General features: G+C 46.3%; 27 protein-coding genes and 1 pseudogene. 11 read left to right on the forward strand and 17 right to left on the reverse strand.

The window, feature by feature from the left end:
* A partial coding sequence (locus tag AC4E7D_RS00370) for a hypothetical protein (protein WP_490171847.1) occupies positions 1–163 on the reverse strand: 163 nt, incomplete at its 3' end.
* A gap of 90 nt (positions 164–253) precedes the next feature.
* Between AC4E7D_RS00370 and AC4E7D_RS00375 the strand changes: the two genes are divergently transcribed.
* Positions 254–970: a DUF6503 family protein gene (locus AC4E7D_RS00375; protein WP_490171811.1), complete on the forward strand. Its 717-nt coding sequence runs from the start codon at positions 254–256 to the stop codon at positions 968–970.
* A gap of 155 nt (positions 971–1,125) precedes the next feature.
* Positions 1,126–1,632, forward strand: coding sequence for a nicotinate-nucleotide adenylyltransferase (locus AC4E7D_RS00380; RefSeq protein WP_490171812.1), 507 nt, complete (start codon positions 1,126–1,128; stop codon positions 1,630–1,632).
* Between the two features lie 124 nt (positions 1,633–1,756).
* Here AC4E7D_RS00380 and nadD read toward each other — a convergent pair whose 3' ends face one another.
* From nadD to AC4E7D_RS00410, 6 genes are read right to left on the reverse strand one after another with little or no spacing between them, the layout of a single operon-like run.
* Positions 1,757–2,341: a nicotinate (nicotinamide) nucleotide adenylyltransferase gene (nadD, locus tag AC4E7D_RS00385; RefSeq protein WP_490171813.1), complete on the reverse strand. Its 585-nt coding sequence runs from the start codon at positions 2,339–2,341 to the stop codon at positions 1,757–1,759.
* 17 nt (positions 2,342–2,358) lie between these two features.
* Positions 2,359–2,970: a guanylate kinase gene (gene gmk, locus AC4E7D_RS00390; RefSeq protein ID WP_490171814.1), complete on the reverse strand. Its 612-nt coding sequence runs from the start codon at positions 2,968–2,970 to the stop codon at positions 2,359–2,361.
* Positions 2,970–3,827 carry a YicC/YloC family endoribonuclease gene (locus tag AC4E7D_RS00395; RefSeq protein WP_490171815.1) on the reverse strand — a complete coding sequence of 286 codons (858 nt, stop codon included), beginning with the start codon at positions 3,825–3,827 and terminating at the stop codon, positions 2,970–2,972. Before AC4E7D_RS00395 ends, gmk begins: the two co-directional genes overlap by 1 nt.
* A 38-nt stretch (positions 3,828–3,865) precedes the next feature.
* Entirely contained in the window at positions 3,866–4,234 is a 369-nt protein-coding gene (locus tag AC4E7D_RS00400) for an SdpI family protein (RefSeq protein WP_490171816.1), read from the reverse strand.
* Positions 4,224–5,027 (reverse strand): 3-keto-disaccharide hydrolase, encoded by an 804-nt coding sequence (locus AC4E7D_RS00405; protein ID WP_490171817.1) that lies wholly within the window; start codon positions 5,025–5,027, stop codon positions 4,224–4,226. Before AC4E7D_RS00405 ends, AC4E7D_RS00400 begins: the two co-directional genes overlap by 11 nt.
* 9 nt (positions 5,028–5,036) lie before the next feature.
* A complete protein-coding gene (locus tag AC4E7D_RS00410) occupies positions 5,037–6,089 on the reverse strand; it encodes a sugar phosphate isomerase/epimerase family protein (protein WP_490171818.1) in 1,053 nt (350 codons plus the stop codon).
* 259 nt (positions 6,090–6,348) lie between these two features.
* Here AC4E7D_RS00410 and AC4E7D_RS00415 point away from each other — a divergent pair, with 259 nt between their 5' ends.
* On the forward strand, positions 6,349–6,807 hold the full coding sequence (locus AC4E7D_RS00415; RefSeq protein ID WP_490171819.1) for an ASCH domain-containing protein: 459 nt from the start codon (positions 6,349–6,351) through the stop codon (positions 6,805–6,807).
* Between the two features lie 22 nt (positions 6,808–6,829).
* On the opposite strand, the gene AC4E7D_RS00420 is transcribed toward AC4E7D_RS00415, so the two are convergent.
* From AC4E7D_RS00420 to AC4E7D_RS00435, 4 genes are read right to left on the reverse strand one after another with little or no spacing between them, the layout of a single operon-like run.
* Positions 6,830–7,966, reverse strand: coding sequence for a Gfo/Idh/MocA family protein (locus tag AC4E7D_RS00420; RefSeq protein ID WP_490171820.1), 1,137 nt, complete (start codon positions 7,964–7,966; stop codon positions 6,830–6,832).
* 16 nt (positions 7,967–7,982) lie between these two features.
* Positions 7,983–9,212, reverse strand: coding sequence for a nucleoside permease (locus AC4E7D_RS00425; protein WP_490171821.1), 1,230 nt, complete (start codon positions 9,210–9,212; stop codon positions 7,983–7,985).
* Between the two features lie 12 nt (positions 9,213–9,224).
* Positions 9,225–9,668: a DinB family protein gene (locus AC4E7D_RS00430; RefSeq protein WP_490171822.1), complete on the reverse strand. Its 444-nt coding sequence runs from the start codon at positions 9,666–9,668 to the stop codon at positions 9,225–9,227.
* Positions 9,669–9,683: 15 nt separating this feature from the next.
* A complete protein-coding gene (locus AC4E7D_RS00435; protein ID WP_490171823.1) occupies positions 9,684–10,679 on the reverse strand; it encodes a sugar phosphate isomerase/epimerase family protein in 996 nt (331 codons plus the stop codon).
* Positions 10,680–10,821: 142 nt separating this feature from the next.
* Here AC4E7D_RS00435 and AC4E7D_RS00440 point away from each other — a divergent pair, with 142 nt between their 5' ends.
* Genes AC4E7D_RS00440 through AC4E7D_RS00450 form a run of 3 tightly spaced genes read left to right on the forward strand, consistent with a single transcriptional unit; the run spans position 10,822 to position 14,118 of the window.
* Entirely contained in the window at positions 10,822–12,534 is a 1,713-nt protein-coding gene (locus AC4E7D_RS00440; protein WP_490171824.1) for a GMC oxidoreductase, read from the forward strand.
* The gene (locus AC4E7D_RS00445) at positions 12,534–13,190 is read left to right on the forward strand and encodes a gluconate 2-dehydrogenase subunit 3 family protein (protein ID WP_490171825.1); all 657 of its coding nucleotides are present in this window, start codon (positions 12,534–12,536) and stop codon (positions 13,188–13,190) included. The genes AC4E7D_RS00440 and AC4E7D_RS00445 overlap by 1 nt, the downstream gene beginning before the upstream one ends.
* Positions 13,191–13,194: 4 nt before the next feature.
* On the forward strand, positions 13,195–14,118 hold the full coding sequence (locus AC4E7D_RS00450; protein ID WP_490171826.1) for a hydroxypyruvate isomerase family protein: 924 nt from the start codon (positions 13,195–13,197) through the stop codon (positions 14,116–14,118).
* Positions 14,119–14,588: 470 nt separating this feature from the next.
* Here the strand turns inward: AC4E7D_RS00450 and AC4E7D_RS00455 are convergent, their stop codons facing one another.
* From AC4E7D_RS00455 to AC4E7D_RS00470, 4 genes are all read right to left on the reverse strand, one after another.
* Positions 14,589–17,069, reverse strand: a complete 2,481-nt coding sequence (locus AC4E7D_RS00455; RefSeq protein WP_490171827.1) for a ribonucleoside-diphosphate reductase subunit alpha — start codon at positions 17,067–17,069, stop codon at positions 14,589–14,591.
* 117 nt (positions 17,070–17,186) lie between these two features.
* Entirely contained in the window at positions 17,187–18,173 is a 987-nt protein-coding gene (locus AC4E7D_RS00460) for a ribonucleotide-diphosphate reductase subunit beta (RefSeq protein ID WP_490171828.1), read from the reverse strand.
* 695 nt (positions 18,174–18,868) lie between these two features.
* On the reverse strand, positions 18,869–19,420 hold the full coding sequence (locus AC4E7D_RS00465) for a hypothetical protein (protein ID WP_490171829.1): 552 nt from the start codon (positions 19,418–19,420) through the stop codon (positions 18,869–18,871).
* A gap of 23 nt (positions 19,421–19,443) precedes the next feature.
* Positions 19,444–19,608, reverse strand: a complete 165-nt coding sequence (locus AC4E7D_RS00470; RefSeq protein WP_490171830.1) for a hypothetical protein — start codon at positions 19,606–19,608, stop codon at positions 19,444–19,446.
* A gap of 366 nt (positions 19,609–19,974) precedes the next feature.
* Between AC4E7D_RS00470 and AC4E7D_RS00475 the strand changes: the two genes are divergently transcribed.
* Both AC4E7D_RS00475 and AC4E7D_RS00480 read left to right on the forward strand, forming a co-directional pair.
* A complete protein-coding gene (locus AC4E7D_RS00475) occupies positions 19,975–20,709 on the forward strand; it encodes a LytR/AlgR family response regulator transcription factor (protein ID WP_490171831.1) in 735 nt (244 codons plus the stop codon).
* Positions 20,710–20,718: 9 nt separating this feature from the next.
* On the forward strand, positions 20,719–22,656 hold the full coding sequence (locus AC4E7D_RS00480; protein ID WP_490171832.1) for a tetratricopeptide repeat-containing sensor histidine kinase: 1,938 nt from the start codon (positions 20,719–20,721) through the stop codon (positions 22,654–22,656).
* On the opposite strand, the gene AC4E7D_RS00485 is transcribed toward AC4E7D_RS00480, so the two are convergent.
* Entirely contained in the window at positions 22,646–23,218 is a 573-nt protein-coding gene (locus AC4E7D_RS00485; protein WP_490171833.1) for a DUF3109 family protein, read from the reverse strand. The two genes, AC4E7D_RS00480 and AC4E7D_RS00485, sit on opposite strands and share 11 nt — an antisense overlap.
* A gap of 121 nt (positions 23,219–23,339) precedes the next feature.
* On the opposite strand from AC4E7D_RS00485, the gene AC4E7D_RS00490 reads away from it, so the two are divergent.
* A complete protein-coding gene (locus tag AC4E7D_RS00490) occupies positions 23,340–23,918 on the forward strand; it encodes a MarC family protein (protein ID WP_490171834.1) in 579 nt (192 codons plus the stop codon).
* 28 nt (positions 23,919–23,946) lie between these two features.
* Positions 23,947–24,147, forward strand: a complete 201-nt coding sequence (locus tag AC4E7D_RS00495; protein ID WP_490171835.1) for a hypothetical protein — start codon at positions 23,947–23,949, stop codon at positions 24,145–24,147.
* 14 nt (positions 24,148–24,161) lie between these two features.
* On the opposite strand, the pseudogene AC4E7D_RS00500 reads toward AC4E7D_RS00495, so the two are convergent.
* Positions 24,162–25,379: pseudogene (locus AC4E7D_RS00500) on the reverse strand (S41 family peptidase); the annotation flags it as partial.
* Between the two features lie 30 nt (positions 25,380–25,409).
* Here AC4E7D_RS00500 and AC4E7D_RS00505 point away from each other — a divergent pair.
* On the forward strand, positions 25,410–25,551 hold a 142-nt coding region (locus AC4E7D_RS00505; protein ID WP_490171848.1), incomplete at its 3' end, for a M36 family metallopeptidase.

Raw genomic sequence — 25,551 nt, forward strand, 5'->3', positions numbered from 1 at the left:
CTGTGGTTATGCCCAAAAAGCGGTTGGAGGTCATGGTGGCCAGGATCGCCCGCATCCTGTTCCCCGCCAATTTCAACAGAGAATCACTCATTACCTTCATCCCGAAAAGGAAAAGTCCAAGTGCTCCTAATAGCTGTAATATGTCTGTTACTCCATATTGCACACCCCCGATTTTATCAGCTATGTTAGTTTTACGTTAATTTAAAGTAAAGTTACCGGATTACGTATCTTGAGCCTTGAAAAAAGTACATCTATGGTCAAATTTTTAATGATTCTATCCATCGCCATGCTTCCCTTCCAGGGCTTTACTCAGCAACTCAGTGGAAGCGAACTCCTTGAACGTGCCATTCAGTACCACGATCCAGAATCTAATTGGAATACGTTCAAAGGTCAGTTCCGGGTAGTCATGGACAGCCCCAACAGACCTCAACGCATAAGCGACATTAGCCTGCACCTGCCCAAGTCCTACTTTAAACTTCTAGTGGAACAGGGCGGCACCACAACCACCTATCAACTGAATAAAAACGATTGTCATTTGCTGCTCAACGGCAGCTCCAATTTCACTAAAGAGGAAGCCAACACCCATCGGCTAAGTTGTGAACGGGGGGAACTGATGAAGGACTATTACACCTATCTCTACGGCCTGCCTATGAAGCTCCGGGATCCGGGCACCCAAATAGATCCCCAGGTACGCAAAAAATCCTTTAAGGGGAAAGAATACCTTGTATTGCGGGTAACGTATGACAAAGCCGTCGGGGAGGATACCTGGTACTTTTACTTCGATCCCAAAACCTATGCCATGGAAGTGTATCAATTCTTCCATGATGAATCAAAGAACGATGGGGAATATATCCTCCTTGAAGGACAAGAGCAAATACAGGGGATCCGCATGCCCAAAGTACGGGCCTGGTATTACAACAAGGACAACACCTACCTGGGGACGGATACCCTTATGCCGAACACGCCTTAAGTTCATCAGGGTCCTTTTCCCTTTGAAAAAGGTGACAGGGATCATTGGAACGGGTGAGAACTGACCAATATCATAGGTTCAGATTTTTGCGTTACCTACATTTACAGCAGTTCATTACCATAATTAGTTAGAATCTGAATTTAAATCCCGTATCCATGAAAAAATTTATTGTTGGTTTATTTGTTCTTGGCCTTGCCAGCCCCTTATTTTCACAGGTAGTGAAAACAGAAGAGTTATCAGAAGTCGTCGTTATGGCGGTAAATTACAAGTATTTGAATCAAGTAGATAATACAGAAGCTGCCATACCTGTTAAAATGCTGGAACGCAAAGCAGCAGCGTACGACGTTACCACTAAAGACTACTACGAGGATGATTTTGATTTCTACACCGTATCATTTTACATCCCTGATGGAAAGCTTGTAGCTGTTTATGACCCTGAAGGAAAAATTATCAGGACAATTGAAAAATTTAACGATGTTGCATTACCCGATGCCGTTAAAAAAGCCGTTCTGAAAAGATATCCAAATTGGGAAATTGTAAAAGACGTATATCGCGTTTCTTACACTGACACCAAAGGGGCCAAAAAGACTTACAAACTTAAGTTGATGAATGGCGACAAAGTCCTTAGGGTGAAAATGAATGAAGACGGGGAATTCCTGTAGTCAGTATCTAACAATTGCAGGCTTTAGCTATCCGCTATAGCTGTATTGTGGGAACGAAAGGTTCCGTTCGGTATCCGGGCGGAACCTTTTGCATTGCAGGAATCTCATCTGTAAGTCTCAGGCCTCAACGATAAAAGTTCATTTCATCCATATACTTCCAGACCGGTTCCGGCAGCATGGGCCTGATGTTCTTCCCCGCTTTGTGTTCCCTGCGTATAAAGGTGGAGGAGATTTCCATTACCGGGGCGTCAACATGATGGATCTTCGGATGCCCCTTAAACCGTTCCGGGCCTTCTTTAGCAGAAATTCGCGGGTATACATACAATTCGTGATTTTCCAGGATCACCTCGTAGTTCTTCCATTTGTGGAAGGTGTGGAGGTTGTCTTCACCCATGATGAGGCAAAACCGATGTGTTTTCCCAAACTGCTCCCCCAGATGTACCAATGTATTTATGGTATAGTTAGGCTGAGGCAGGGAAAATTCCACCTTGCTGGCCTTTAGCTTAGGGTACTCTGCTATGGCTTCAAAGACCATCTGATACCTGTGGTGGTCCTCAAGTAAGGACTGCTTTACTTTAAAAGGGCTCCTCGGGGTGATGACAAACCAGACCTCATCAAGGTCCGAAAACTCCACCAGGTAATTTGCGATCACCAGGTGGCCGATATGTATGGGATTAAACGTGCCGAAATATAGACCGATTTTCTTCATGCTCCTGCTGACCTTATCTACTCCTCAGAGGAGGATTGCTTTTCCCCTGGGGTATATTCCGCCCCGACAAATTCCGCCACCAGCTGATGGGCTTCCCTTAGTGCCTGATCGAGGTCGTAATTCTTTATGATCTTATCAAATTGAGGGGCCGTCGCCAGTTCTACCGAAGCTTTGGCAATTCGCATGTTGATCTTTTCATCGCTCTCTGTGCTTCTTTTCTTGAGCCGTATCTTCAGCTCGTCTACACTGGGGGGTTTTACAAATACAGCCAGGGTACGCTCCGGGTATTTTTTCTTGATCCGCAAGCCCCCGGCGACGTCAATATCGAAAATTACATTTTTGCCCTCCTCCCATAAACGCTCCACCTCACTCATCAGGGTTCCGTAGAAATTGTCCCGGTACACCTCTTCCCATTCCAGAAAATCCCCATTCTTGATGTGGTTTTTGAATTCAGAAATGGACATGAAGTAATAGTTCTCACCATGAATTTCCTTACCCCTTCTGGCCCTGCTGGTCGCTGAAATAGAGAAGGCCAGATTGAGTTCTGGTTGTTCCAGGAGATAGCGCACAATAGTGGTTTTTCCACTTCCGGAAGGTGCTGAAAATATAATGAGCTTACCGCCCTCCATCAGAGTACGTTTAACATTTGTTCTTTGATCTTCTCCAGTTCATCCTTCATCTGCACCACCAGCTGTTGCATTGGGGCATAATTGGCTTTGGAGCCTATGGTATTTATTTCCCTCCCTATTTCCTGTCCGATGAACCCGAGTTTTTTTCCATTTGCCCCTGCGGCCCCCATCGTGGTCAGAAAGTAGTCCAGGTGGTTCGCAAGGCGGACTTTTTCTTCTGTAATGTCATATTTTTCAAGGTAGTAGATCAACTCCTGCTCAAAACGGTTGGGGTCAACCTCTGTCCTCAAATCCGCCACTGCTTTGTCCAGACGTTCCCGAATAGTCCCCAGCCTGTCTTTATCCATCTCTGCAACCTGCTCCAACAGCGATTTTATTTCTTGGATCCTGTTCAGGAAATCGCGTTCCAGGGCCTTGCCTTCTTCGGTCCTGAAGGTATTGATCTTTGACAGGGCGGCCTCAAGGGCTTCATGTATTACTCCGTACTCCTCCTCATCAATTTCTTCCTTCTCCGTCTTTATGGCATCCGGCAACCTCAGGGCCATTTCCAGCATCTTGATTTCCTCCCCGGAAACAATATCCGAGAGCTGTTTCATATAGCCTTTTACTACCCCGCTATTGATCTGGGAACTGGATTCTTCACCGGTTATTTCCACATACAGGCCCAAATCTATTTTCCCCCGCTGTAACACCGCTGCTATCTTCTGACGGAATTCCAATTCTTTTTCGCGGTAAGCCAGGGGCATCCGTGCGTTCATGTCCAGGTTCCTGCTGTTGAGGGATTTGATTTCCACCGTTATTTTCTTATCCGGAAGTTGTACTACATGCTTCCCGAAACCGGTCATGGATTGGATCATATATCAAGTAATTTGGCTAAAGTTAATTAAAATTGCCCTTACACCTTTGGATTTCCCTTCTCGTCAAAATGTTGGGCAAGCTTCATTTCACAAGCGATGACACCCGCAATTAATCCCACCACCATGGCCACAACACTGATAAAAATAGCGGTCTTGCTCTCTGTGAACCAATAGGCCAAAACACCAATTACAATTAGACATATACCGGTTCTAATAAACATGACCGGACCAATGCGGTTGGCATAATCCCAGGTTTGCTGGTTCCGCATACTTCTTTGGGTACGATACCCATAGATATAATTGATCTTTTTTGGTGGGAATCGCTGCCATAGGAACCCTGAAAGAAGCACCAATACGGCTGGCAATAATATTCCAATTAGCAGTCCCCAGTCCATATCAAAGCTCACGTACCCAAATGTTTCGATAACTCACCCGGCTGTTGTCCTGGTGGTCCTGTAGCCTTAACGGGCCTTTGCCATGGGGCGGGTTTTTAGGCCATCCTATATAGGGTGTGGTGCCCTTGATCTCCACATGGTCCTGTATCAACACCCCGTTGTGCAGCACCGTCATGGTCCCTGATTTTACCTTTTGTCCGGCCTCATTGAATTCCGGGGCATGGTAAATAATATCGTAACTGTTCCATTCCCCTGAAGGGACCGATGCCATGGCCAGGGGGATGTGTTGTTTGTAAATCGACCCCACCTGTCCGTTTACATAGGTATCGTTGTCATTGTTGTCCAGTACCTGCACCTCGTACAAATTGTTTAGAAATACCCCACTGTTTCCCCGGTTCTGCCCATTCCGCTGTACCTCGGCCGGGGAGCGCCATTCTATATGCAGCTGTATACTGCCGAAATTTTGCCTGGTCTGTATATCCCCGGCCCTGTTCTTCACCGTCATGCTGCCGTCATCGTTCAAGTGCCAGTCGGCCTCTGTACTATCCCGCGAACTGATCCAGGCATCCAGGCTGGAACCGTCAAAGAGCACGATCGCATCAGAGGGCACCCCATTCTGCCCTTTAGGGTCTACCTTAGGGGGAACTGGTTCATACAGTTCGGTGGCCTTAGGGGTAGTAGGTTCTTCCCCCAGATATTCTTTGTGGACAATTACCTCAGATTCGCCTTTTTGTTTTTCTGGTTGCTGGGAAAAGAGCGGCCCAGAAGAAAAGAACAGGGCGAGTGTTACAATTAAATATTTCATCTGCAAAAATTAGTTACCTAGAATTTTCTTGAGCATATCCTGATCGATATCACCTCCGGCGAAGTCGTCAAAGGTTTTTTCTGTGGCTTCTATGATATGGTCCTGGATAAACCTGGCCCCTTCACGGGCGCCCTGTTCCGGGCTTTTAATACAGCATTCCCATTCCATGACCGCCCAGACATCGCATCCATACTGGGTAAGCTTGGAAAAGATCGTCTTGAAGTCGATTTGCCCATCGCCCAGGGAGCGGTAGCGCCCTGCACGGTCACCCCAGTCGTTGTACCCTCCAAAAGCCCCTTTTTTACCTGTTGGATTAAATTCGGAGTCTTTTACGTGGAAGGCACGGATGAATTCATGGTAATGGTCGATATAGGTGATATAATCCAGTTGCTGTAAAACAAAATGGCTGGGATCGTACAGGATGTTCACGCGCTTGTGATTTCCTGTAGCTTCAAGGAATCGCTCAAAGGTATCCCCATCATGAAGGTCCTCCCCGGGATGGATTTCATAACATACATCTACCCCTTCCTTATCGAAATGATCGAGAATGGGAAGCCATCTTTTGGCCAACTCTTCAAAACCCATTTCAACAAGTCCGGGAGGCCTTTGCGGCCAGGGGTGCCAGGTATGCCATAGCAATGCCCCGGAGAATGTAGCGTGCGCCTTGAGGCCCAACCGCCTGCTGGCCGTTGCTGCTTTTTTAACCACGTCTACTGCCCATTCTGTGCGGGCTTTGGGGTTATTTTTTACCGCATCAGGAGCGAAATTATCAAACATCAGGTCGTAGGCAGGGTGCACAGCGACCAACTGTCCCTGCAGGTGGGTGGAGAGTTCTGTGATTTCAAGTCCATAGGAATTGATCCTGCCTTTCAGTTCATCACAATAGTCCTGGCTTTCGGCTGCCTTGTCCAGGTCAATCAAAAAATGCTCCCAGGTAGGGATCTGTATCCCCTTATACCCCAGATCTGCCGCCCATTTACACATTCCATCCAGGGAATTGAAGGGGGCTTGGCTGTCTACAAACTGGGCAAGAAATACGGCGGGGCCTTTTATGGTTTTCATAGGTCGGTATGCGTTTAACTGTTTGTTATTTGGTTATATGGTTTCAGAATAATACCCTATATTTATTGAATTAAAGGGGCATTATTACCTCCCGGAAGGGCGAGTTATAAATATAGGAAATAGGAAAGAATTAAAACAGTCTATATGCAGTTTCGGGCCACATTGCTTTGCTATCCGGGAAGACCAAATTGTAATCCCTTTACGGATATTCCTTCGCTTACTGGCCCACTTTACCCAAATCCCCTAAAAACCTATACGTATGGATAATGCATCAGCCCGAAATATGTGGGGTGATTTCCTGGACACCCACCTCGAATATGCCTTTGCAGACGAGCCCCGTGTAACCCACTTTGGGGACAACGAAGCAGACTGCCAGAACAGTCTTAAACGCGTACTCTCCGGAAATAAAAGGGCTACTTCCCATTCCCTGCTGGGTCTACAACTGAGAAAGGAGCGCCTGCCCAAGATTGGGGATTTCACTGTGGTGACCGACTGGAATGGCAGGGCACAGGGAATTGTCCGGACCGTTGGCGTGCGCCTGAAACCCTATTTTAGTATCCGGGAGTCCTATGCAAAAATGGATGGGGATGCCTCACTGGATTCCTGGAAGCAATATCACTGGGAGTTCTATAAAAGGGAACTGGCCCCGTACTCCAGGGAACCGCGTGAGAGTATGATCGTGGTTTGCGAGATCTTTGAAAAGGTTTACCCGGTCTAAGGCCGGAAAGCTTCAAAAGGCATCATTCCAGGTCTATCCATACATTCCCTCCTTTATGAGAGGCCACTGTAGCTTCTATGAAATTTAATCCGCGCACCCCATCACGCATGGTGGGAAACTCCCCGTCATTATACGCTTCACCCCTTATGGCCCTGGCGGCGCCCAGGTAGATGTTTGCCATAGCGTCAAAGATCCCTTCGGGATGCCCAGGGGGAAGCTTTGTGCCATCAAGGGAAAGGGCTGAATTATACGCATGCCCGGGTTTGTAGATCTCCGCAGGGCTTGTATCGCTGATCTTATAGAGGAAATTTGGCCGTTCCTGTTCCCAGCGCAAGGCTGCTTTTTCCCCGTATATGCTGATCGCCAAGCCATTTTCTTCGCCGGTAGCCACCTGACTGCTGCGAATGACCCCTTTCACATGTTTTCCCATACGTATCAAAATGGTGCCGTCTACATCCATTTGGTTATCATCATACAGGTAATTGAAATCGGATAGGATGGATTTGATCTCCAGTCCTGTGGTGTATTCCACCATATTGAAGGCATGGACGCCAATATCTCCAATACAGGAACTGATCCCGGCCTTTCTGGGGTCCAGGCGCCATACCTTGGAACGCTGCTCTGGGTCGTGGATTACAGAATTGATCCATCCCTGGTAGTACCGGGCATCCACCTTGTGTATTTTTCCCAGTTCCCCGGCCTTTATCATTTCCCGCATTTGACGCACCATGGGGTATCCGGTGTAGGTATGGGTAAGCGCAAAAACCGTCCCTGCTTTCTTGTGGGCATCTGCAAGTTGTTTGGCCTCATCTAGCGTAGTGGTCATTGGTTTTTCACAAATCACGTGGAAGCCATGATCCAGTAATTTCTTGGCCATTGGGAAATGCAGAAAATTGGGTGTAAGTACGGAACAGACTTCAATACGCTCTTCTGGCGGCAGCTTTACTTCTTCCTCGACTAAAGTGTCAAAATCCTTGTAGATACGGTTGGTAGGCAGATCGATTTCCTTTGCAAAAGCGAGGTTTTGTTCAAAGTCTGCTGTAAAAACTGCACCAACAATCTCGTAGTTGTCATTGATAAAAGACGCCACCCGGTGCAACACCCCTATAAGCGAATCGCCCCCGCCTCCTATTATTCCCAGTCTGATTTTCTTAGGCATATAACTGTACTTAAAATTAGTGTTTAAAGACTACTTTCTCATTCTTAAATAACAAGGCAAACAAGACAAATACCACAAGGGCGAAAACCGCTGGAATTATCCAAATACCTGCCCAGTCATGGCTATTCTCCCCAGATGCATAGAAGTCGGTTATTTCACCAGCAATCCAAAACCCTATGAGCATACCCAGGCCATAAGTGGCCAATGTAATTAGGCCCTGGGCTGCACTTTTATACTTTGGGCCCGCCTTGCTTTCGGTATAGATTTGGCCCGACACAAAGAAAAAGTCATAACAAATCCCGTGCAGGGCAATACCTATCAATAGCATAAAGACCAATTCATCAGCATTGCCATAGGAAAACAAGACATACCTCAGGGTCCAGGCAAACATTCCGAAGAGAATGGTTTTCTTAAATCCATATTTCGCAAAGAAAAGGGGAAGCAAGAGCATAAATACAACTTCGGATGCCTGACCGATAGTCATTTTTCCAGCCGGGTTACTCACCCCGATCTCCCCCAGGAACTGTCCGGCGTGCTGGTAATAAAAAGCCAGGGGGATACATATCAGGATAGAAGCAATAAAAAACACCAGGAAGTTGCGATCTTTGAGAAGTTTTAAGGCCTCCAAGCCAAGGATATGCGAAATTGAAACCTTTTCGGAACGATCTACCTTAGGAGGTGTTTTGGGGAGGGTAAAACTAAAAATTCCAAGAATTGCAGAGGCCAGGGCTGTCATGAGGAAGGTATTCCTCAGCATCCCCTGGGCCACATTTTCTTCAGCATCCCACTGGAAAACATAACTGATGACAAGACCGGCCACAATCCAGCCCAGGGTACCAAAAACGCGGACCAGGGAAAACTGCTCTGCCGGATTATCCATTTGGTTAAAAGACACGGAATTAACCAGCGCCAGAGTGGGCATATATAAGATCATATAGCCCAGGATATAGGGATAAAAAACGACAAATTCCTGAGCATTGGCCATCTGGTACATCAAAAACGCCCCTACCAGGTGTAAGATCCCCAAAATCCGTTCGGCATTAAAATAGCGATCTGCAACCAGGCCGATAATAAATGGGGCAAGAATTGCGCCCCAGGACTGTGTGGAATAGGCCAGTGCAATCTCCGCCCCGGAAGATTTTAAGGTATTGGGCAGATAGATCCCCATGGTAACAAACCAGCCGCCCCAGATAAAAAATTCGAGGAACATCATCAGAGACAACTGCAATTTTATGGTTGTTTTCATGGTTTGCCTGGATCAGCGCTTATAAAAAATATAGTCCAATCCCGGAGGCTCTAGTTTATGCTTCCTGAATACTGCAGCAATCTGGGCTCTGTGGTGTGTGGAATGGTTGATTATATGAAAAAGTATATCCTGAAGGGCATTGGTATACCGGCGCCCTTCAGAATTTTCATAGTCTATTCTTTTTTCAAAGTCATCGGCATTCCGGATAATGCCAAAAGAAGTCCTCTGGTTCTCATAGTGCAGCGCCTCCCAGTTTTCAACCTTATGGAGCTGCCAGACTTCCAGTTTGGTAGGGGCATTTCCGATACGGGCATTCCAGAGGTGGTGTGCATTCAGGATATGACTGAACAGGCGTATGCACTCTTCAGGAACCGACTTCATTTGAAGGCAGGCTTCTATATACTTCCGGTTACAATAGAAGTTATAATCAAAAAGTTGATGGAAGAATGCCTTCATCACCTTCCCAACTCTTTATTGCAGGGTTTCAGCGCTACGCAGGATCAAATCCCTGGTGGCAATGATACCGGCCTCTTCTCCCAATTCACTGCCCTCATACTCCACTCCTATGTAACCTGAGTATCCTGCATCCTTTACGATCTGAAGCATTCTTGAATAATCGATTTCAGTTTCATTACCGTCCTGATCAAAATTATGCGATTTGGCACTCACTGCTTTTGCAAATGGCATCAATTCTTCCACTCCTTTATACAAATCGTACATCTCAGCACATCCGCTTCGGTAATCGGAAGGATCGTTCCTCCGTATACAGAAATTCCCAAAATCCGGTAAGGTGCCACAATTTTCCATATTCACCGTCTCCATTACCTTTGCAAGCAAGGCAGCATTCGACGAGAGCCCACCGTGGTTCTCTACGATTACATTGATGTTCTTGTCCCTGGCATAGGTGGCGAGCTGAGTAAGTCCGTCAACTGAATTCGCAACCCACTCATCGGGATCCTGGCTTCCGGATAAATTCACCCTGATGGAGTGGCACCCCATATCAGCGGCGGCATCCACCCACTTGAAGTGATTTTCCACCGCTTCTTTTCGCTCGGCGGCATCTGTGGTGGCCAGGTCGCCCTGACCGTCTATCATAATGATCAGGTTAGTAAGCCCGTATTTTTCTGCCTCAGCATTGGATTTAGCGACAAAATTATCCATGGCTTCCTTTGAGTAACCTGCAGCTTCCAGTTCCTTATTGTAAAGCTGGCTCACATACTCAAGTCCCGTAAATCCCCATTCGTGGGCCTTTTCGGCAAATGAGTAAGGATCCGTACCGTCCCAGATCATTCTGTGAATAGACCACTGGGCCAGGGACAATTGAAAATCCGGAGTTTCGGAACTAGTGACTTCCTCCTCCGTTGCAGCTGCTTCCTCAGATTTCTTTACATCCTTACAGGAAAAAGCCGTGAATACGACGGCAAATAAACAGACAAGACTCTTGTTGATTACAGTTTTGTTTATCATGATAACAGGTTATTAATTACATGGTATAAGGCCCCCAAATAAGGAGCGCTTTGGAAATCTCCCGAACCAAAAGGGGTACTGCTAAATGTAGAAAAATAATTTTATATTTAGAATCTATTTATCCGAAAACGGAAGCACTTTCATGAGTAAATTTTATTACAATGAGGAACAGGCGTCTTACGACGCCATTGTTGTTGGTACGGGTATCAGTGGAGGCTGGGCGGCAAAAGAATTATGTGAAAACGGATTGAAGACGCTCATATTGGAAAGAGGTCCCATGGTAGAGCATATAAAAGACTATACTACCGCCAATATGGACCCCTGGGATTTTGACCATGCCGGCACCCCTACCCGGGAAGAACAAGCCACACAATTAAAGCAGGCCAGGACGGGTTACACCACAAGAAAAGACCACAGACACTGGTTCGTCAATGACCTGGAACACCCCTATAATGAGATCAAGCGGTTCGACTGGATGCGTGGGTACCACGTAGGCGGACGCTCCATTACCTGGGGGCGTCATAGCTACCGCTGGAGCGAACTGGACTTTGAGGCCAACAAAATCGAAGGTGTTGCTGTGGATTGGCCGGTGCGCTACAAAGATATCGCCCCATGGTATGACAAGGTGGAGTCCTACATAGGGGTTGCGGGAGAAATGCTTGGTTTGCCACAGCTCCCTGACGGGAAGTTTGAACCGATGATAAAACTGAACTGCCTGGAACAGCACATCCGTGAAAAACTTCTGGAAGAATACGATGATCGGTTTATGACCTCTGGTCGTGTGGCACATATCAACAGCGATAAAAGGTACGAAGGCCGTAACCGCTGCCAGTTCCGTAACCGCTGCATGCGAGGTTGTCCTTTTGGCGCTTATTTCAGCAGCCTTTCTTCCACCCTGCCAGCTGCTGAACGCACCGGGAACCTGACCCTGCGTCCGGATTCCATTGTTCACGAGGTAATCTATGATCCCGATACAAAAAAAGCTACAGGTGTTAAGGTAATCGACCGGGAGACCAAGGAGGAATTTGAATTCAAAGCCAAGGTAATCTTCCTATGTGCCTCTGCCATAGCCTCAACTGCCATCCTGATGCAGTCAAAATCCGATCGTTTTCCGAACGGTATGGGGAACGATTCTGACCAGTTGGGAAGGAATATCATGGACCACCACCTCGATGCAGGTGCAACAGGTAAGTATGACGGTTTCGAGGATAAATATTACAAGGGGCGACGCCCTGGTGGAATCTATTTGCCACGTTTCCGCAACCTGGGCGGGAAGTCAGATACCAAAGACTTCATCCGTGGGTATGGTTATCAGGGTGCTGCCAGCAGGGACAACTGGCAGGATACTATTGCTGAATTATCGCACGGTAAGGCCTTAAAGGAAGCCATCCTGCAACCAGGAGGCTGGCAATTTGGAATGTCTGGTTTTGGGGAAGTGCTGCCCAACGAAGACAACCGCATGACCCTGGATTACGACAAACTGGATAAGTGGGGCTTGCCCACCGTTACCTTCGATGCTGAATTTGGCGAAAACGAATGGAAAATGAGGGAGGATATGAAGGAACAGGCCGTGGACATGCTCACCAAGGCAGGTTTGCGGGATGTAGAGGCGTATGATCGGCCCGGTGCCCTTGGACTCGGGATACACGAAATGGGCACTGCCCGTATGGGAAGGGACCCTAAAACTTCGGTCTTAAATGGCTACAACCAAATCCATGCAGTAAAAAATGTGTATGTAACAGACGGGGCTTTTATGACCTCAGCTTCCTGTGTTAATCCGTCGCTTACCTATATGGCCTTTACAGCAAGGGCTGCAAACCATGCGGCAGAACAACTTAAAAAAGGAGTACTCTAATGGAAAGAAGAAAAGCACTAAAAAATATGGGGTGGGCTATGGGATTCACTGTAGCCACGCCCACCGTCATCAGTTTACTCAACAGTTGTAAAGAGGAGGTAGCTGCGACCTGGACCCCCCGCTTTTTAACCCGGGAAGAAGGAAAGGTGCTTACCCAAGTGGTGGATGTCCTCCTTCCTAAAACTGATACGCCATCAGCCTCGGAAGTAAATGTCCATATTTTTATTGACCGCTATATAGATGAGGTCATGCCCGAACAGCAACAGGAGTTTATTCGTATGCTGATGGGGAAATTTACAGAGAGTGCCCTTCAGGCCTCCGGAAAGGAATTGGTCGCCGAGCTTAGCGCGGAAGATCTTGAGCCCATCCTCACCACAGCACTACAGGTGCCTGATCCTGAAAAGGCCAGGGCAAATTCGGAAGCCATGAGGGCCTACATGGAAGCGAGGTTCAAAGGGGAAGAAGCAGCGCTCGATCCTGCCGTTGCCAACTCCAATTTGGCCCCTATGCTCAGGGACTTTGCCATATGGGCTTACAGGAACTCGGAATATGTAGGAGAGGAAGTTTTACCTTATGCCCCTGTTCCTGGAGAAAACATACCTTGTGCAGATATCAATGAACTAACCGGGGGACGGGTTTGGTCCCCTCAATTCTAGACCTTTGAAAAGGAGAACGTTTATACAGCAATCCGGCCTGGCCGGGGGATTGGCATCGCTGATCCCCTTTACAGGATACAGCGCGTGGTTTCCCCCTGCCTCATCCAGGGAGACGTTCAACCTGAACTATGCCCCACACCTGGGGATGTTTGAAGAGCATGCCGGAAAAGACCCTATCGCACAGCTTAACTTTATGGCTGATGAGGGTTTCAGGGCTTTTGAAGATAATGGTATGGCGGGAAGGCCTGTTGCGCTACAGGAAAAAATGGCTGCGACCATGAACGCCCGGAACCTCAGGATGGGGGTTTTCGTAGCACACAAGATCTATTGGACGGAACCCAACCTGGCATCCGGGAATGCTGATAAACGGGAAGAATTTCTCGCAGATATTCAGAATGCCATCACAGTGGCCAAAAGGGTTAAGGCCAGGTGGATGACCGTAGTGCCCGGGCACCAGGACCTCAGGCTGTCCATGGGATATCAGACTGCTAATGTAGTAGAAACACTGAAGCGAGCCGCTGCCATATTAGAACCCCATGGCCTGGTTATGGTTTTGGAGCCCTTAAATTTCAGGAACCATCCTGGACTCTTCCTTACGGAGTCGCCACAGGCGTATGAGATCTGTAAGGCTGTGGACTCACCTTCCTGTAAGATCCTTTTCGATATCTATCATCAACAAATTCAAGAAGGTAATTTAATCCCGAACATAGAAACATGTTGGGACGAGATCGCTTATTTTCAGATTGGGGACAATCCTGGAAGAAACGAGCCCACTACCGGAGAAATCAACTACAAAAACATCTTTAAGTTGATTCATGACAAGGGCTATGAAGGGATATTAGGTATGGAACACGGGAACTCCCTTCCAGGCAAAGCTGGCGAAGAACGGGTGATTGCCGCTTATCGCGAAGTAGATGCCTTTCTCTAGGTGATAATCATCACCCTTTCTTTGTTGTTTATTGGGTTGAAAACAGCATCAGAGCTCGTTGGATGGCTGTTTTAGTGAATTTTAACAGTTTACACAGGGTTTTTAATCATTTTCATAATCCAAATCCGCATTTGTTCCGTACTTAATATAGATGTTCCCTATTTATTGCTGATTATGGATTATTACATTGTCATTTTATGTGTATATGCGGTCATGTTCATTTTATCCTCTGTAGTTATTCGACCGCTCTTTAAAGACTGAAGATCCTATTCTTCATCAATACTTCAAGATATTGGCGCTTCTCAATGAGGAGTATCCCCCCATTGTGCTTATCATATTTTATAAAAACAAAACACCCTGGTCTGAGTCCTTTTAGTGAGGTGAGGACTCCTCCCGGGTGTTTTTCGCTCAATAAACACTAATTATTAAGGCGATCTAGACGGTTCCTTCCATTCCTGGAATTCCTATCATCATGAACCACACATCAGGCAGTCGTCATCAGCCTGCCCTTCCTTTGCCCTGGCTATTAATTCTTTCATCTCTTCAGCCGACATGGGTTCCACGTCCGTTTCTGCAGTTTTGTTTACTGGTGATGTCTTCACTTTGAGTTCCGAAGCTGCCTTTGGGGCAGCAGCAGCTACTTCCGCTTCAGCTGCTACGCTCACCGGCACTTCTTTTTTCTTAGTGTTGTCCAGTGTAAACTTGATGGCGTCCACTGCGGCCTTTGTCCTGAGGTAGTACATCCCCGTCTTCAGGCCGCTCTTCCAGGCATAGAAATGCATGGATGTGAGCTTGGCAAAATTGGCATTTTCCATGAACAGGTTGAGCGACTGGCTCTGGTCAATGAAATACCCCCTTTGCCTGGACATATCAATGATATCCTTCATACTGAGCTCCCATACAGTTCTGTACAACTCCCTGATCTCTTCCGGAATGGCATCGATATGTTGTATGGAGCCATTGGCCCGCATCAATTCCTGCTTCATTGCTTCATTCCAGAGGCCAAGTTTTACCAGATCTTCCAACAGGTGTTTGTTCACAACTATGAACTCCCCGGACAACACCCTTCGCGTATAGATGTTCGAGGTATAGGGTTCAAAACACTCATTATTTCCAAGGATCTGAGAAGTGGAGGCCGTAGGCATTGGAGCCACTAACAGGGAGTTCCTCACGCCGTGTTTTTTAACGTTGTTACGGAGTTTCCCCCAATCCCATCGTCCGGATAGTTCTTCGTCTTTTATTCCCCACAGGTTATGCTGGAACTGTCCTTTGGAGATAGGAGATCCTTCATATGAGGAATACTTGCCCTCTTCCTTAGCCAATTCCATGGAGGCGGTTACGGCTGCGAAGTAAAGGGTTTCAAAAATCTCCTGGTTGAGTTTCTTCGCCTCATCCGAAGTGAAGGGAAGCCGGAGCATGATAAAGGTGTCGGCAAGCCCCTGCACACCAAGACCAATTGGCCGGTGTCGCATATTCGAATTCTTGGCTTCCGGAACCGGATAATAATTCCTGTCGATCACCCGGTTGAGGTTTTTGGTGACCCGCTTGGTTACCTTATACAATTCCCGGTGGTCAAATTCACCATTCTTGACAAACATAGGAAGGGCGATGGAGGCCAGGTTGCAGACCGCGATCTCATCTTTTGAAGTGTATTCCAGGATTTCCGTACAAAGGTTGGAAGAGCGGATCGTCCCCAGGTTCTGTTGGTTGCTCTTGCGATTAGCTGCATCCTTGTACAACATGTACGGGGTTCCGGTCTCAATCTGGGATTCGAGAATCTTCTCCCAAAGTTCCCTTGCCTTGATGGTTTTTCGGCCTTTGCCTTCTGCTTCATAGGTTGTGTAGAGCTTTTCAAACTCTTCGCTATGGCTTGAGAACAGGCCGGGACATTCATTTGGACACATCAGGGTCCAGTCACCATCTGCTTCCACCCGCTTCATAAAGAGGTCAGGGATCCACATCGCATAGAACAGGTCGCGCGCACGCATTTCCTCCTTACCATGGTTTTTCTTAAGCTCCAGAAAATCAAAAATATCCGCATGCCAGGGTTCTACATAGATTGCAAAACTTCCTTTGCGTTTACCACCCCCCTGATCCACATATCTGGCGGTGTCATTGTATACCCTAAGCATGGGAACAATGCCGTTTGAGGTGCCGTTGGTCCCTGCGATGTAGGAACCGGTTGCACGAACGTTGTGTATAGACAAACCTATTCCCCCTGCAGACTGTGATATCTTTGCTGTCTGCTTCAGGGTGTCATAAATGCCATCAATACTATCTTCGCGCATAGCCAGCAGAAAACAGGACGACATCTGTGGTTTAGGGGTTCCCGAATTGAATAAGGTAGGGGTCGCGTGTGTAAAATACTTCTTGGACATCAGCTCGTAGGTCTCGATGGCTGCGTCCAAATCGTCAAGGTGGATACCTACCGCAACCCGCATGAGCATGTGCTGTGGACGTTCTGCGATCTGTCCGTTTAACTTCAGCAGATAGGAGCGTTCCAGGGTTTTAAAACCGAAATAATCGTAGCCAAAATCCCGGTTGTAAATTATGGTGGAATCCAATTTCTCGGCATTTTCCATCACCACTTTGTAGACCTCATCAGAAAGCAAGGGTGCCTTTTTCCCGGTGCGTGGATTTACGTATTCGTAAAGGTCACGCATGGTTTCCGAAAATGACTTTTTTGTATTCTTATGCAGGTTGGAAACGGAAATGCGGGCAGCCAGTTTGGCGTAATCCGGATGCGTGGTGGTCAGGGTGGCTGCGATCTCAGCGGCCAGATTATCGAGTTCAGAAGTGGTAACTCCGTCATACAATCCCTCAATAACCCGCATGGCGACTTTTACAGGGTCGACCAGACCGTTAAGGCCATAACACAATTTTCTAACCCTGGCCGTGATCTTGTCGAACATGACCGGTTCTTTCCTTCCGTCTCTCTTTACTACAAACATTTTTTGCTACAATTATTTAGTGTTCTTTCGGTTGAATAAATGTTAAAAAGTTTAACATCTGATGTTAAGGCACAGGACACCCTATGTAGTCATAGGGCTTCCTTAACCTTGGGGATCCTAGAAATCTGCGTCGAAGCTGATTTTCTGGGAATCGGTGTTCTTTTCCTTGTTCAAAACACCTGCCTTTTGATATTCAGACACGCGTTTTTCAAAGAAATTGGTTTTCCCTTGCAGGGAGATCATATCCATAAAGTCAAATGGATTTGTGGCGTTGTACACCTTATCGCACTCCAATTCCACCAGCAGGCGGTCGGTTACGAACTCCAGGTATTGGGTCATGAGTTTGGCATTCATCCCGATGAGGCTTACAGGAAGCGACTCGGTTATGAATTCGCGCTCTATATTAAGGGCATCTACAATGATCTCCGTGATGCGCTCTTTAGGTACTTTGTTTACAAGGTGATTATTGTGCAGGTGAACAGCATAGTCACAGTGCATTCCCTCATCCCTTGATATCAGCTCATTGGAGAAGGTAAGGCCGGGCATTAGTCCTCTTTTCTTCAACCAGAAAATGGAACAGAAAGCCCCGGAGAAAAAGATACCCTCTACAGCTGCAAAAGCGATAAGCCGCTCGGCGAAACTCGGAGACTCTATCCACTTAAGTGCCCAGTCTGCCTTTTTCTTTATCGCCTCGAAATTCTCGATCGCTTTAAAAAGAATATTCTTTTCTTTTTCGTCTTTCACGTAGGTGTCGATCAATAGGGAATAGGTCTCGCTATGGATGTTTTCCATCATTATCTGGAAACCGTAAAAGAACTTGGCTTCTGAATACTGTACCTCGTTTACGAAGTTTTCCGCCAGGTTTTCATTTACAATACCATCTGAAGCTGCGAAGAAAGCCAGGATGTGTTTTATGAAATAACGTTCGTCGTCATTCAATTTGTTGTTCCAATCGGTAAGGTCCTGTTGAAGGTCTATTTCTTCGGCTGTCCAGAAACAAGCCTCACATTTTTTATACCAGTCCCAGAGGTCGTGATGTTCGATGGGAAATATTACAAATCGATCCTTATTTTCCTGCAAAATGGGTTCTACAGCTGCTGACATATGCTTTACTTTTTTTAGGTATTAATGATGGGTGAAACTACAAGCGAGTTGGGCTAACAAATATTTAAAAATGTTATCAAATTGTAAAGTCGGTTTGGGCAAATAGCTTCCAAAGTTTTTAACACAGAATGTTGAAATCTAGGCTGGGCACAGGCAGCTATTGCCTTTGAAGGAAGTAATAACTTTTGGAAGGATTTAGGTTCCTCCCAGGGTAATATTTTTAGACCAAAAAGTATCTTTTTATATACTCTCTGGTTTTGCCGGTTGCTAAAACGCAGGAAACGTGAACAGAACTAAAAACACCCTGCAACCTTACTTTAAGGAACTTTCTATTTCTGGATTTTTATGCTGTGGCAGACGCGATCAAAAGGATCATTGATTCCCGGGATGTAGATCTTCCAGGAATATGCCTTTCAAAAAGCTATGGAGAGGAAAAAATAAAAAAGTGCGGCCTGCAGTGCCTTACTCAAATCACTCATTGGTTGCCGATCCAGGTAGTTCCCCCGAAACCTAAAATCGAGCACAACTATGACCAAAAAAGTGGTCGCCCCAAATTGTAATCCAAGCGGCATTTTCTGCAATACGGCAAGGAGTTACTTAATATAACGCCTCTACCAGAGACCGCACTTAAACCTGTTACTTATCACCGTGTTCTGTGATACAGGAATGCCAGTTTTGGGATACACACGCCCATTTTAATTGCCAAGGGCACTAAAGTTTCCCTTTAAATGTAGGGCTTTTCCCTGTACATCTTCTAAAATGACATCCAAGGTGCCAGCAATAGCATCAGCACTCTTATCCGTAATCACAAGCTGACCTTTTCGGGTAAATAATGGAGTTTCTCCCAGCATGCTGAGGTTGGCATACCCAAATACCCCGTCAAAATTGTCAATGAAACCGCTGATATATCTGCTTATGTTGTACGTACCTGTTGTAATAGCCTCCTTATTCGCATCTACGGAGATCAGGAACTGTATTGGGCTTTCAGTCGATTCCTTTCCGGTCATGAAATCCAGCCGTAATGTAGCTAAGAGATGGCCATTTTCCGATATCACTTCGTCCTGAGTAAAAGTTGCTTTTCCCTGAAGTTCGGTATTTAACGCACCTATGGATGTGAAATGGCAGGTTCCGGCTTCAATATTCGGTGAATTATCCGAGAGGCCATTTGAGATAAAGGAATGAAGCAGGAATGGCAAAATTACCCATAAGCCTAGCTTGAGTCGGTTTCGGAGTTTTTGGGGCATCATGTTTTGGGGTTTGCTGGGATCGTCTATTTCGGAACCTCGAGATTCAGGTTGGAATTTAAACTTTGTGCAGTAGTTTCTTCCCCCATAACTACGTCTGAAGGAAAGTCCTTTTTTTCCTGACGCTCTGTAATCACAGCCACCAGCAAAGCAAGGAGGAAAATAACAAAAAATATAGCGCTCTTTTTCATAATCTTGGTTAGGTTGTTATTCCTGACAGGGCTACAGCTTTTCTAATAACATCAACAAGTTTATACCTTCGCCTCCAAAACGCCCCATTGTTTTGTGTAAACGGGTGCAAAACTTGTGTGAATGGCAGCTGTTGATTTTGCCCTATGAACAAATAACAGTTTGATTAACAGCAATTATAAAATTCGTCAAGGTATTCCTAAACCGGAAAAAAATGCTTTCAGGTGCACAAAAGTTCTATGAATGGTAAATATTGACCAATTTTTGGTCGATCACACGGATTTACCTGCCTTTAATACAATTTCCAGGGGCACAACTCAACCAATAGTCTATTTTTACCTACCTTACCTTATATATATTGTGGTGCCATGTTAGAAGCCGTTATTGTCGACGATGAAGAAAAAGCCCTGCAGAGCCTGGCCTGGGAACTCACTAACTTTAGTGACGAAATAGATGTTGTTGCTAGCTTTACAGATCCCTATGAAGCCCTTTCCTATCTTGAACTCAATGTGCCTGATTGCCTGTTTCTGGATATTGAGATGCCTACAATGGACGGATTCCAGTTTATCCAGAAACTCAAGAATAAATCCTTTCCGGTTGTAATTACAACAGCATATAACCAATATGCCCTCAAGGCGTTGAAAAATGAAGCCATTGATTATTTATTGAAGCCCATTGATTCTGACGATTTAAAAGACACCATCACCAAAATCAAAAAATTCAATGCCAAAAATTACAGTGCGGAACGGCTGGAAAATCTTATCCTAAAGTTCAATGCCCGCTCTGCCAACAAGAAGATCACCTTTAATACAGACGGCAAGCTGATTTTCCTGGAAAACGACGAGATTCTGTATGCAGAATCAGATGGCAATTACAGTACAATTTACCTGAATGACGGCCAGAAACTGGTGCTTACGAAGAAGTTGAAAGAAGTCAATGAAATCCTGCCCAAGGATACCTTCTTCAGGATACACAATTCCTATATCATCAACCTCAGTAAAATAAAGGAGTTTATCAGGACAGACGGGTATGTAATTCTACAATCTAATCATAAAATACCCGTTTCCCGCCAGAAAAAATCGGATTTTCTGGACATGATATAAGCCTTTCAGATGCCATTATTGCACTCTAAATTTTCCTGCCTGTCATTGATCATACTGTTCCTGTACATCCCATTACGGGCACAGGATATTCCGGATGACTTTAGGGCTAATGTCGACAGCCTGCTTACTACCCGGCCTGTCACATACAGAGGTATTGATGGGCTCTTAAGGCCTAACCGCAGGGATACGGTCCTGATGGGTTATTTTATTGAACAGGCGATCGCCGCAAATTATCCAGACGGACTTACCTACGCCTATAACCAGTTAGGCACAAAATTCCGGAATATTTCTCAGTATGACAGGGCTATAGAATTGCACCAGAAGGCATTGGAATATGCAGTTGAGGCCAACAACATCGAATTCAGGATATTCAGCCTGAATATGCTGGGTGTGGTGTACAGGCGAAAAGAGGCCATTAAAACGGCATTGGATTATTGCCAGGAAGCCCTGGAACTGGCAGAAACCATCGAATCTCCTTCGCTGGGAATAAAAAGGAGCATCAACGTTTCCCTCAATAGCATAGGGAACATGTACCAGACCCTGAAACAATATGACCGGGCCATATCCCAATTCGAACGCTCCCTGCAGCTCGAAACGGAAATCGGGAACAAAAGGGGGATGGCGGTAAACCATCAAAACATAGGCGACTGCCTGCAAGCACAGGGTAAGCTGGAAGCTGCGCTCGAAAATTACAGGATTGCGCTGGGATACGACGAGGAAATTGGTTCTGAAAGCGGGAAAACCATTTGCAACAATGGGATCGCAGAGATCTACATACAGCAGGGAAAACATAAAGAGGCCTTAGAACTCCTCCGGCCCACCCTTGCTACCGCAGAAAAAATCGGTGACCAGTTTATTACCACCTCCCTTTACCTCAACCTGGGGTGGGCCCTCACCCGGAATGGCAGCTACCAGGAGGCCGCACGGAGCCTGAGGAACGGATTGCAACTATCCGAAGGTTATAATTTGCTGGGATTAACCGCCCGGGGATATGCCTTACTTTCTGAGCTGGAGCGCCTGAGGGGGAATCCCACGGAAGCCCTGAAGTTTTTTAAGCTGGCCAAGGATTACGAAGCACGGGTGTACAACGATGTCAACATGAACTACCTCAATGACGTCATTATCCGGTATGACACAGAGAAGAAAAACAACCAGATCCAAACCCTGGAACGCGAAAACGAAATCGTTAAGTTAAGGTTGAGGCGTAACCAAACCACCCTTGTTGTCAGCGGTTTGCTATTGGCACTTTTTACTTTGATCCTCTACATCCTGTACAGGCAATATCAGCTCAACAACGAGAAGAAAATGCTAAGCCTGGAGCAAAACCTGCTCAGGAGCCAGATGAATCCCCATTTTTTGTTCAATTCCCTGAATTCGATAAAACTGTATATCATCAATAATGAACAAAAACATGCGGTTCATTACCTCAACAAGTTTTCAAAACTGGTACGCAAGATCCTGGACGCCTCATCGGTACGGGAAATCCCCTTGGCTGAAGAGCTGGAAACGGCGGACCTGTACATGAATATTGAAAACATCCGGTTTTCCAATGAAATCGATTTCAAGATTGAAATGGAACCGGAAATTGATCCCCATCTGGTTAAGGTGCCCTCGCTTATCCTGCAACCCTTTTTGGAAAACGCACTTTGGCACGGGCTTTCTCCCAAGAAAGGGGAAAAGTCTATACTTATTAAAGTACGCAGGAAGAAAAAAGGGTTTATCGAAATCTCGATTACCGATAACGGCGTAGGCCGGGAAGTTGCCGAGAAATTGAAAAAAAGCAGGGTGCTCAAACGCAAATCCGTGGGCATTGACATCACCAAGGAACGCCTGGCGAATTTCTCAAGGGATTACCAGCATACTTTCAAACTGGAAATTGTGGATCTTTTTGATGATCATAAAAAACCTGCCGGGACAAAGGTGATCATGCACCTGCCTACGATTTGAGGTGTTCATTGGCCACTTGTTCCAGCTCCTGGTACCAGTCTTCTCCAAATTTCCTGACCAGGGCTTCTTTAACGAATTTGTACACTGGAACTTCAAGGCTCTTGCCGAGGGAGCAGGCCGGGCTGCAGATGTGCCACTTATGGTAGTTGACAGCCGTAAGTTTACTGTATTCCTTAATCCGAACCGGATACAAATGGCAGGAGATGGGTTTTTTCCATTGTGTAGCCCCTTCTTCATAGGCGGCTTCAAGCCCACATTTAGCGATGCCTTTTTCGTCAAAGACCACATAGGCACACTCCTTATTGTTGACCAAAGGCGTCTCCCACTCCCCGTCTGCACCTTTAACAAAGGTCCCCTGGGAGGAAATGGCTGTAATTCCTTCCGGCCTTAAAAATGGTTTTACCTTCGGATATATCTCCTCAAGGATGGCGGTCTCCTCTGTTTCAAGCGGGGCACCGGCCTCCCCTTCCACACAGCAAATCCCCTGACAGGCGGTTAGGTTACATACAAAATCCTGCTCCAGCAACTCTTCAGAAACCAGGGTAGTACCGAGTTGAAACATGGCGTTTTAATTTGAGGGCAAAGATAGGGATAGGACGGCAACCAACCTTGATAATTTTCTGTTTGAAAAGATCCAATTTCTCCATGAACACGTACATTTGCACGAATATTTTTAAGGACAAATGGAATTGAATTTTAGTGTACGGGAAATTGCCACCGCCAGCATGATCCTATTTGCTGTGATTGATATTGTGGGCAGTGTTCCTATCATCATCAGCCTAAGGGAAAAGGTAGGGCATATACAGTCTGAGAAAGCCTCAATAGTTGCTGCCAGTATCATGGTAGCCTTCCTCTTTGTGGGAGAGGAAATACTGAATCTGATTCGGGTAGATGTGAATTCTTTTGCCGTGGCAGGGGCCTTCGTCATCTTCTTCCTGGCGATCGAAATGATCCTGGGGGTTAACCTTCACAAAGATGACAAGCCCGAAACAGCTTCTATTGTGCCTATAGCCTTCCCACTGATTGCCGGTGCAGGTACCATGACTTCAATACTCGCCCTGCGGGCAGAGTTTCATGTTGAGAATATCATCGTTGCGATCATCATTAATACTATCTTTGTATATCTGGTGTTGAAATCCTCTGGCAGAATTGGCAGGATCCTTGGAAATAATGGCCTTAGTGTTATCCGCAAGGTATTTGGTGTGATCCTACTGGCGATCGCAGTTAAGCTTTTTGCTACCAATGTAAATGCCCTCTTTTAAGTTCATCACCGACCTGTAAAAATGTACTATGAACAAAACAGTTGTTATCATCCTGCTGATCCTCGCTATTGGGCTTATTGCCTATAACGCCACGCTTGTGGATTATCAACAACCCCTTGAAGGAAAGAGTATCATAGCCATAATTGGGATCGTTGCCGCCCTGTGTGCTATTGTTTTGCTCTTGATTTATACTACTTCAAAAAAGATTGAGGATAAGCTGGACAAGTAGTAACCGTCTTCTGATTAATCTGGTAAAAATTCTGTGTCCGACCCCTGCTGTATGGTAGGCTGATCTACTGTAAGTACTTCTTTTAACATGGGATCTGCGCTGCCTTTGATTTTGGCGTGCAGGTTTGAGGAGAACAACTGTTCGGCAAGGTTGGCCTTGAGGTATAATTTGATCATGTCCTCGTATTGGTAAAAATCAAGGCGCACTTTCAGGGAATCCACATAATCAATAAAACGTTGAAAGAGGATGTCGTCTACTTTAAAGCCGTTGTAGAAGGCATCGCTTGTATAACTGTCATATCGGGTACGGTCTTCTTCCAGATGCTCAAAAATGAACCTGCCAAAGAAACCGCGGTTTTCGAGAGCTTCAATAGCTTCTTCCTGGTTGGATCCGATAGGCACAAACACATCCGGAACGATTCCCCCTCCACCATAGACTATCTTTCCTTTGGGGGTTTTGAATTTTAGCGAGTCTGCCACTTTGATACTATCCACCGAGACCAGTTCTCCTGAATGATAACGCTCAGAAAATTCATGGTAATAATCCCGTGTACCGTTCTGGTAATCGCGCTGAATGGAGCGACCTGTAGGCGTGTAATATCGCGAAACGGTAAGGCGCACCGCAGAACCATCGCCCAATTCCATTTCCCTTTGCACCAAACCCTTTCCAAAAGAGCGTCTGCCCACAATGGTCCCTATATCGTTATCCTGTAGGGCGCCGGCTATGATCTCACTCGCGGAAGCCGAGCGCTCGTTGATCAGGACATACACAGGTTTGTCCTCAAAACTGCCCTTGGCCGTGGCATAGGTGCTGTCTACCTGTCCTTTTTTGTTTTTCGTAAACAGTATGAGTTTTCCATCCGGGAGAAATTCGTCTGCCAACTGTTCGGCTATTCCCAGGTATCCTCCTGGATTGTCCCTTAGGTCGAGAACGAGTTTAATTGCCCCCTGTTGCTGAAGTTCCCTGATGGCATCCCTGAATTCGCGATATGTGGTTTCCGCAAAACGGTTGATTTTAATATATCCCATGTTCTGAGTAAGCATGTAATAGGCATCAACACTTTTAATAGGTATGCGGTCCCTTTTGATGTTGACGTTGAAGTATTCGTCCGTCCATTTTCTGTATACACCGAGCATTACCTGTGTGCCTTTGAAACCTTTGAGCCTGTCCACGATCTGGTTGCTGGGAAGGTTTTTGCCAAAAAGCGTATCCCGATCGGCTACCAGGATGCGGCCATCACCAACCTGTTCTACTGGAACAATATCATGCACGATGTCTGGTACCAGTACGGATTTGATGAGGCCAGCGGCAATTTCCAGGAAAACAACTATGGCAATGGCGGCCAGGGAGGCGACTACGTACGCGCTGAGGCACAGGACGGCGGCGGTACCAACAATGCCAACT

This window comes from Lentiprolixibacter sp. (genome assembly GCF_982873095.1).